This window comes from Methanobrevibacter sp., from assembly GCF_045126245.1.
Taxonomy (GTDB): Archaea; Methanobacteriota; Methanobacteria; order Methanobacteriales; family Methanobacteriaceae; genus Methanocatella.
This window is the reverse complement of record NZ_JBGVOG010000096.1, coordinates 1-7983: the sequence shown is the minus strand read 5'-3', so window position 1 is coordinate 7983 and position 7983 is coordinate 1. Positions and strand designations below refer to the sequence as shown.

The 7983-nt window shown below is 32.1% G+C and carries 8 protein-coding genes; 3 read left to right on the top strand and 5 right to left on the bottom strand.

All coding sequences use genetic code 11. From position 1 onward, the window contains the following. Positions 1-193 precede the first annotated feature (193 nt). The gene (locus ACJMLZ_RS07215; protein ID WP_405304950.1) at positions 194-880 is read right to left on the bottom strand and encodes a DUF447 domain-containing protein; all 687 of its coding nucleotides are present in this window, start codon (positions 878-880) and stop codon (positions 194-196) included. Between the two features lie 230 nt (positions 881-1110). Here ACJMLZ_RS07215 and ACJMLZ_RS07210 point away from each other — a divergent pair, with 230 nt between their 5' ends. Further along, positions 1111-2619: an MFS transporter gene (locus tag ACJMLZ_RS07210; RefSeq protein WP_405304949.1), complete on the top strand. Its 1509-nt coding sequence runs from the start codon at positions 1111-1113 to the stop codon at positions 2617-2619. Positions 2620-3414: 795 nt separating this feature from the next. Here ACJMLZ_RS07210 and ACJMLZ_RS07205 read toward each other — a convergent pair. Next, a complete protein-coding gene (locus ACJMLZ_RS07205; RefSeq protein WP_405304948.1) occupies positions 3415-3996 on the bottom strand; it encodes a transglutaminase family protein in 582 nt (193 codons plus the stop codon). Positions 3997-4867: 871 nt separating this feature from the next. Beyond that, positions 4868-5287: a MarR family winged helix-turn-helix transcriptional regulator gene (locus ACJMLZ_RS07200; protein WP_405304947.1), complete on the bottom strand. Its 420-nt coding sequence runs from the start codon at positions 5285-5287 to the stop codon at positions 4868-4870. A gap of 99 nt (positions 5288-5386) precedes the next feature. Between ACJMLZ_RS07200 and ACJMLZ_RS07195 the strand changes: the two genes are divergently transcribed. After that, the gene (locus ACJMLZ_RS07195) at positions 5387-5830 is read left to right on the top strand and encodes a flavodoxin family protein (protein ID WP_405304946.1); all 444 of its coding nucleotides are present in this window, start codon (positions 5387-5389) and stop codon (positions 5828-5830) included. Positions 5831-5835: 5 nt separating this feature from the next. Then, complete coding sequence (locus ACJMLZ_RS07190) at positions 5836-7020, top strand: alpha/beta hydrolase family protein (RefSeq protein WP_405304945.1); 1185 nt, start codon at positions 5836-5838, stop codon at positions 7018-7020. Positions 7021-7148: 128 nt separating this feature from the next. Here the strand turns inward: ACJMLZ_RS07190 and ACJMLZ_RS07185 are convergent, their stop codons facing one another. Together ACJMLZ_RS07185 and ACJMLZ_RS07180 are read right to left on the bottom strand one after the other, a co-directional pair. Then, entirely contained in the window at positions 7149-7337 is a 189-nt protein-coding gene (locus tag ACJMLZ_RS07185; RefSeq protein ID WP_405304951.1) for a CopG family transcriptional regulator, read from the bottom strand. 35 nt (positions 7338-7372) lie between these two features. Continuing rightward, on the bottom strand, positions 7373-7983 hold a 611-nt coding region (locus tag ACJMLZ_RS07180), incomplete at its 5' end, for a 4Fe-4S dicluster domain-containing protein (RefSeq protein WP_405304944.1).

The following is a 7983-nucleotide window of genomic DNA, read 5'->3' as shown; positions in this document are numbered from 1 at the left end:
AAAAAAATACTTATTTTTTAAAAATAACAATATATTTCACTTAATAAACTAATTAATAAGTTATATTACGTTAATGAATAAAAAACTTAATATTAATAATGAATAAGCCAAATAACACCTAAATTATCTAGAATGGATTTTGCCCGTATACTATACAAAATATAATATACTTTTAGCTCCACACATACAGGTTCTATTCAACATCAAAACCTTTTTTTATCATGCTATTTTTAAGAATCTCCATCGCTTTTATTGTATCCTGTCCTGAAACCCTCTTAATCATGCGATTGTTTTCATTAAACCTTCCGATAAAATAATCCTGCTGTTCCTTACTTACTAAGTCCAGTCGAGTATAGTTTGTTAGGCATTCCAGAAGGGCGAATACGCCCCGGTTTAAAGCCTTTGCACACGGATGATTTTTGACGATTTCTACAACATCACTGCTTATGATATAAGCTTCCCCATTTGATGTTACATGGTCTTTAATCGGATCCATCTTTCTAATGTCTGTAACATCACAAATGACATAAGCCTCTGCATTTCTCAATATTGCAAGGTCATCATCATCAGTAAACTCTTCAATATCCAGATTTCCGATGGTTGAATTTACAAAATTTATAGGGTCAAAAGTGATATTTACAACATATCTGCGTGTTTCCATAATGTTTTTCAGGGTTTGGGTGCCTACAAATAATCTGCATCCAAGTTTGTCTTTGCCTTTGCATACAATTCCTATTGGCGCTGCATTTTTTACACCGTCCTTGCTCATGGTAGTGTAAATCCCTTCATATTTCTGTCCTTCTTCAATTCCGATATCTGTCAAATCAATACCCATTTTATCATCCTTATTAATTACATCTTCAATATAATGTCTATTCATTAATCTAATTAAAAATTATTGTCAAAACATTTATAGCCCCACATTAGTTTCCCTCTAATTTTTAATATTTCAGTTTTTCTACTTTCATTTTCAAATTTAAAACAAATTATAAATATCATATTTGACACAATAATTGTTAATAGGATATAAAATTCATTTATATAACCCATGATATGACAAGTCAGTCATATTTTTAAAATTAAAATGGGCATATAGGAGGATTAATAGATATGAATGAAACAGTTAAGCAACACTCTTGGATTCCATTAGTGTTAGTGGCTTGTGCTTCATTTATTATAACATTGGACGCTACATTCATGAATGTTAGTATTTCTAAGGTTGTAGTTGACCTGCATACTGATGTAAGTACCATTCAGTTGATTATGTCATTCTATACTTTGATTACTGCTGCATTCATACTGCTCAGTACCAAACTTCAGGACATAGTTGGTAAAAAGAAACTGTTCATAATCGGTACTATACTTTATGGTGTCGGTACATTTACCGCAGCAATAAGTTGGAGTACCGGAGTATTATTTATTGGATGGGCACTGATTGAAGGTATTGCAGGAGCATTGATGACACCTGCTACTGTTTCCCTTATAAGCGGAATATATTCCGGTGAAAAACGTACATTTGCTTTGGCAATTGAAAGTGTAATGGTTTCCATTTCTGCTGCTGTCGGTCCCCTATTCGGTGGAGTCATGACAACATTTTTAAGTTGGAGATGGGGATTCGCAGTTGAATTAATATTTGTAATACTTATTTTAGTAATGCAACATAAAATACCTGATTTCAAACCTACTGAATCTAAAAAAGATTTGGACATTACCGGCACTATAATTTCAATTATAGGACTTGTCTTGTTTGTTTGGGGCATTTTAATGCTTACAAAAGATTCTTCCAGCGTTGCTGTAATAGTTTTAGGTTTAGTTATCCTGGCAATATTTGCATGGTTGGAAATCAGAAGGAAAAGAAATGGAAAAGTGCCTTTACTTGATATGGACTTATTCAGAGACAGGAATTTACGTGTAGGAGCAATCATTAGATTAATAGGATGTCTTGCAATGGGTGGAGCATTGTTTGCAGTTTCACTCTTCCTGCAAAGTGTAATGCAATTAAATGCATTGAATACTGGTTTGACTACACTTCCGATGACTATAGGTCTGCTTATTTTCGCAATAGCCGCTCCAAGTTTATCTACTAAATTTAGTCATAAGACCCTCATTGCAGCAGGATCTTTAATTGCAATTATCGGATGTGTGATTTTAAGCTATCAATTCAGATTGAATACAACAATGTATGATTTAATGCCTGGTCTGTTTGTATTGGGTGCTGGACTTGGTTTTGTAATGTCTTTAAGCACAGACATTTCATTAATCAATATTCCTAAGAAAAGTGAAAATAACGCATCTGGTGTTCTTACAACCACACAGACATTAGGTGAGTCAATGGGTACCGCACTTATTGGAGTAATTCTAATTCTAGGAGTTATGGGAGGTCTTTCTACTGCAATCGATATGTATGCACCAGACCATGCAAACGACCCACAATTCTTTGATGATGCAGCCAATTACTTACAAGCAGCAGGTACAGAAAATATTACGCAAGACAGTACTGTCATGAATGCCGTAGATGTCATTATTCAAGAAGCTATGGGATTCGTAATGATAATAACGGCTATTCTGCTGGCAGTGGTATTTATTGCAACGTTGCGGCTACAGCCGAAAAAACAATGAGAGTTAATCTCTCATTTTTCTTTTTTTTAATAAGACCATAAATCATTTAAAAATCTTGTTGCCCATATACTATACAAAATATAATGTACGTTAGTTCTTACATCATATGTTTAATATCAACCCATATAATCTTATCAATAATATTTTGGTGCCTTTAAAGTGGAAAAATAATGCTTTTTTGAACTATGTGTAAAAAAGGAAGCTATAAAACACATATTAAAGCTAATTATCATCTAAATTGTCAGTTTATCAAATTAGAAAATTTCGGATGAAATCCAACTATGCTTCCAATTCGACATCATAGATTGTTTTACATTAACAAGTTAATGGCCAACAATAAGTAGTAACTTGCTAGGAACAAATAAGAGATAGCAAGCACCATATTTTCAACCACCAAAATATCAATTCTCCAAATTTGATTGGAGTGTTTTTAATTGAATGCTCTTTCCAATTCATTAAAACACCAGTAGATATGATTATTATATTAGTGTTTTAGAATTAGATATTTTCTTTTAAAACTATTTATAATTTCTTATTTTTAAAAATAAAGATTGATTTAAGAATATAAAATTGTTTTCATAATGGAATATTGCTTTAATTTGGAAATGAGTAATAAATGAAACTTTTATATACTTTGATGTTCATAATATTATATGACATCTTAGGATGTTTGGCCGGCACAGTATCGACCAATAGATATGCATGTTGAATGAGGATGTGTCAAAATTTGTTTAACAAATTTATCCTTATTCAATTTTAAAAATCTATTTTTTCAATTTCACTCAAATATTAACTTTATTGATGTGAAAACTCAAAGTCTGTTGTAATTTCTTGTATAGTCTCACTTTCCATCAGAATACTAACCAACCTTTCATCCAGATCAGCATGATTATCCTGATAATCAATTTCTCCAAATTCACTTCGAATTGAATAAGCAAGGTGTTCCTCATCCAAACTAAAATAAGCATTAATATTTTCCTTATTTCCCCTAGCATCAAGTCGAATCCATTTATTCAAATATTTTATATGCACAGTGTTTAAGGCATGAATCATATAACCTTCACTTGCATCATCTGCTCTTGTAAGCAGCTGATAACTGATGCCCGATGGGATTTGATTTGCTCTTAGAAGTGCTGCGAGAAGGCATGACTTTGTCCAGCATATTCCAGTTTTATTTTTAAGCACATCGCTGGCAGTTCTTGAAACTATATTTGTTTCAATATCCCATGAGTGAGGAATTTCATCTCTAACAAAGATGTAACTCCTTTTGATATAATCCAAATCATCTTCCGATTGATTTAACAATTCCCGAACTTTATCTTGAATATGAAAATCCATATAATCAATGCTTGGAGTTTCTATTAAATATTCTTCCATACAATTCTCCCAGATATTATAATAGAATAAAAATATTGTTTTATTAATTTAAAAAACTTCTTAAAAGGGATTTTGCCCGTATACTATACAAAATATTTACTACTTTTAACTCTTACATTATAATATTTAGTATCATTTCATATAAATAATATTTTGGTGTTTTTAAAGTGGGAATAATAATGTTTTTTTGAACTATGTGTAGAAAAAGAAGCTATAAAACACATATTAAAGCTAATTGTCATTTAAATTGTCAGTTTATCAAATTAGAAAATTTCGGATGAAATCCAACTAGGCTTCCAATTCGACATCATAGATTGCTTTACATTAACAAGTTAATGGCCAACAATAGATAGTAACTTGCTAGGAATAAATAAGAGATAGCAAGCACTAAATTTTCAACTGCCATAGTTCAATTTCCCCTAGTCAATAGGAGTGTTTTTTTTATAATGCTCTTTCCCATTCATAAAAACACCAAGTTCTTAGTAAAATTATATTAGTGTTTTAGAAATAATTATTTTAATCTAAAACCATATATAATTTGTTAATTTTAAAAATAAATATTGTAATAATCATATAATATTGTTTTTAGAATAAAATATTGCTTTAATCGTATAATAGGCAGCATAGTAATGTTTATATATTTTAATAGTAATAATATAAAATAACATCAAATGATGTTGGGCTGCTATAGCAGACCATGTTTTTAGTATTTGGATAGGGATGTGTCAAAATTTGTTTAACAAATTTATCCTTATTCAATTTTTAAAAATCTATTTTTTATACCATTCATTTAATTGTTAACATCAGTACAGATGAATTCATTATTGGAAACATGATTCTGTTGAAATTTCAAGAAGTTAGTTGATGTTTTTTAATTTTTAATTAATTCGTCTAATGTGATTAACTGTTCTTTTAAGGCTTTAATTTCATTTTCACCTATTTTGGAAATTATTGATTCTTCTATTTCATCATTAATTTGAAGAGCTGCCTTTTGTATTTCTTTACCTTTTTTTGTGATTTTAACAATTTTTTTGCGATTGTCTTTAGGATCAATTTCTTTTGTCAGAAATCCTTTCTTTTCAAGTATCTTCACAGATTTGGTTACACTACTTTTTCCTATGTTTGCTTTTTCTGCAAGATAATCAATAGACACTCCATTATTCAATGCTAAAACTAGGAGCACCCTGGTTTGGCTCAATGTTAAATCCATTTCTTTAAGATAGTTATTCATGTAGTTTGTATAATCGTTGAATAGATTGGCTATTAAGAACCCTAATTTTTTTTCTTCCATAGCAATGTTTATATATGCCTAGTGTTAAATAGTTTTCTATGAAATAGTTTCATAGGAAATTATTTTATAGGAAATTAAATTTTTTCGAGATGATAAAAAATGAAAACCGCAATAATATATGTTTCATCACATCATGGAAATACAAAAAAAGTTCTAGATGTAATGGCATATTCAAATGATATCGACTTATTAAAAATATCTGAAGCTAAAAAAACAGATTTTTCATGTTATGATGCAATAGGATTTGCTTCAGGAATATATTTCCATAAATTCCACAAGGGCATCGAAAAGCTGGCTTCAGAAATCGACTTGACCGGCAAAAAGGTTTTCACTGTTTACACATGCGGCATTAATTACATAAACTATGCAAGAAGCATTCAAAAAACAATTAAATCCCAGAATTGTGAATTTATTGGAGGATTCAGCTGCAGAGGATATGACACATACGGATTTTTTGAAAAAATCGGTGGAATAGCCAAAAACCATCCCAACGAAAAAGACTTTAAAAAGGCTCGTGAATTTATAAAAAACAATTTGAGGTGATATTGATGAAAAACATGATGAAAGGAAAAATGCCTTCAGTTGGTGTGGAAGGCCACTGGTCAGCGGATAAATTCAGCGACAATGTCCTGCAGGATGCACTGATAAGACATGCACTAGGATTAACCTACCTGCAAATGGCAGATGTAGGGGAAGTACTGGAAACAGTTGCTAAATTCAAAGCAGGAAAAGAATGGATTGATGCATGGTCCGAAATAGCATCAACACTTGAAAAAAGAGCAGAAAACTCCAACAGTAACGTGACAAAAGAAAGTGCATATCTAAGGGCATCAACCTATTGGAGAATTGCTTTAATGTATTTTAACTCAATTGATGATGATAGACTTTCTAAGTATTCTCAAAACAGTTTGGACTGTTATCATAACTATCTGGAGGCATCCAATTTCCCAGGAGAATATGTAGAAATCCCTTATGAGGACTCATACCTTCCGGCACATTACTATCAATCTCCCGTTGCAGATGATAATGCTCCGTTAATGATATTGACTCCCGGAAGAGATACTTTCGCAGAAGATACCGCATGGGTCTACAGACAGGCCCTCAAAAGAGGAATAAACTGTCTTGTGTATGACGGTCCAGGCCAGGGATTTGCGCTAAGAATGAACGGAATTCCATTCAGACATGATATAGAAAATGTAATAACTCCAATTATCGATTACTGTTTAGAAAACTTTGAAGGCATAGATGAGGAAAACATAATACTTTTCGGAATAAGCTTTGGAGGATTTCTAGTGCCTAGAGCCGCAATCTATGATGAACGTGTTAGAATGTGTATTGTTGATCCAGGCAATGCAAACTGGGGCGGTGCCTTTGCTAAAAGACTTGAAATGATTCAAAAAATGCCAAAAGAAGTTCGCCCACCACAATTGGACTTCATGCTTGAAGACTACATTTACAAGCACGGATCAACTTCAGAAAGCATTTGTAATGAACTCAGAAAATTCGACAATACTGACATTATTAAGGATTTGGATTGTCTGACCATTGTAATGGATGGAACATCAGAAATGACACAGGGTGAAGCAAAAGTATTTTATGATATGCTTGAATGTGAAAAGGAATATTTATTGTTTGATGAAGATTCTGGTTCACAGATGCATGCCCAAATGGGAGGATATGCAACAGCAAGCGAAATGCTATTGGATTTAATCGAAAAACACTTAAACCAATAATCATTTCATTTTTTCTAATTTTTTAAACGCTAACCTCATATACTATTGGAAACGAAATGACTATATTATTGTATACTTATCATAAAATTAAAAAAATAAAAATTAGATTTTGATTATAAACCCATTTATTATTCCGTCTCATCATCATTTAATGAAATCATGTTCTTTTCACTGAACCATGCTATGAGAATGTTTCGAACGATTTCAGAATCTGAATTACCCATTGTGCCCTTTAGTTTGCGGATAAGTCTCATCTGTTCACCTGACAGTGAAACATTTACTCTTTTTGATTCGCATCTGTATTTTTCTAAAACCATAATCAACACTCATTTTTTTATATATGCTCCCTGACCTATAAAAATTTCCCCATTATCTTTTTTGCAACGGGAACGATTGGACGAATCCATCTTCCATGGAATTCCTTATCGACATCATTCAATAAATCTGGAATATTCAGTTGTTGCGGACATTTGCCTAGACATTCTCCGCAGTTTGTGCAAAGGGAAACATCACGATTTTCACCGACAAATCCTAAAACATTTGTTGTGTAGTTGGCAAGACTTGCGTTTATTCCCATCATCTTGTTTTCAGGAAACAGATACTTGTCGTTATATAGTTTGAAAATGTCTGGGATGTTGACGTTTTGAGGGCATGGCATACAGTAATTGCATGAGGTGCAGTCAATCTTGTTGAGCCTCTTGATGATTTTTTTAACCACCTTGATTACATGCAGTTCATCCCTACTTAATGGATTGTTTTTATGGTTGTTGGCAATTTCAATGTTTTCCTCAAGCATTTCCATTGAGTTCATACCGCTTAAAACGCATGTAACTTCAGAGAATTTGAAAATCCAGTTAAATGCCAAATCCACATTGCTTCTTGTGACACCGGAATTGTTGATATATTCCTGTGCTTCAGTAGGTATCATGTCAGCTAACAGTCCTGCTTTTAGAGGTTCCATTA

Excerpts from the sequence above, each read along its gene's own strand:
- ACJMLZ_RS07215 (WP_405304950.1), bottom strand. The coding sequence starts at position 880 with ATGAATAGACATTATATTGAAGATGTAATTAATAAGGATGATAAAATG.
- ACJMLZ_RS07210 (WP_405304949.1), top strand. The coding sequence starts at position 1,111 with ATGAATGAAACAGTTAAGCAACACTCTTGGATTCCATTAGTGTTAGTG.
- ACJMLZ_RS07205 (WP_405304948.1), bottom strand. The coding sequence starts at position 3,996 with ATGGAAGAATATTTAATAGAAACTCCAAGCATTGATTATATGGATTTT.
- ACJMLZ_RS07200 (WP_405304947.1), bottom strand. The coding sequence starts at position 5,287 with ATGGAAGAAAAAAAATTAGGGTTCTTAATAGCCAATCTATTCAACGAT.
- ACJMLZ_RS07195 (WP_405304946.1), top strand. The coding sequence starts at position 5,387 with ATGAAAACCGCAATAATATATGTTTCATCACATCATGGAAATACAAAA.
- ACJMLZ_RS07190 (WP_405304945.1), top strand. The coding sequence starts at position 5,836 with ATGAAAAACATGATGAAAGGAAAAATGCCTTCAGTTGGTGTGGAAGGC.
- ACJMLZ_RS07185 (WP_405304951.1), bottom strand. The coding sequence starts at position 7,337 with ATGGTTTTAGAAAAATACAGATGCGAATCAAAAAGAGTAAATGTTTCA.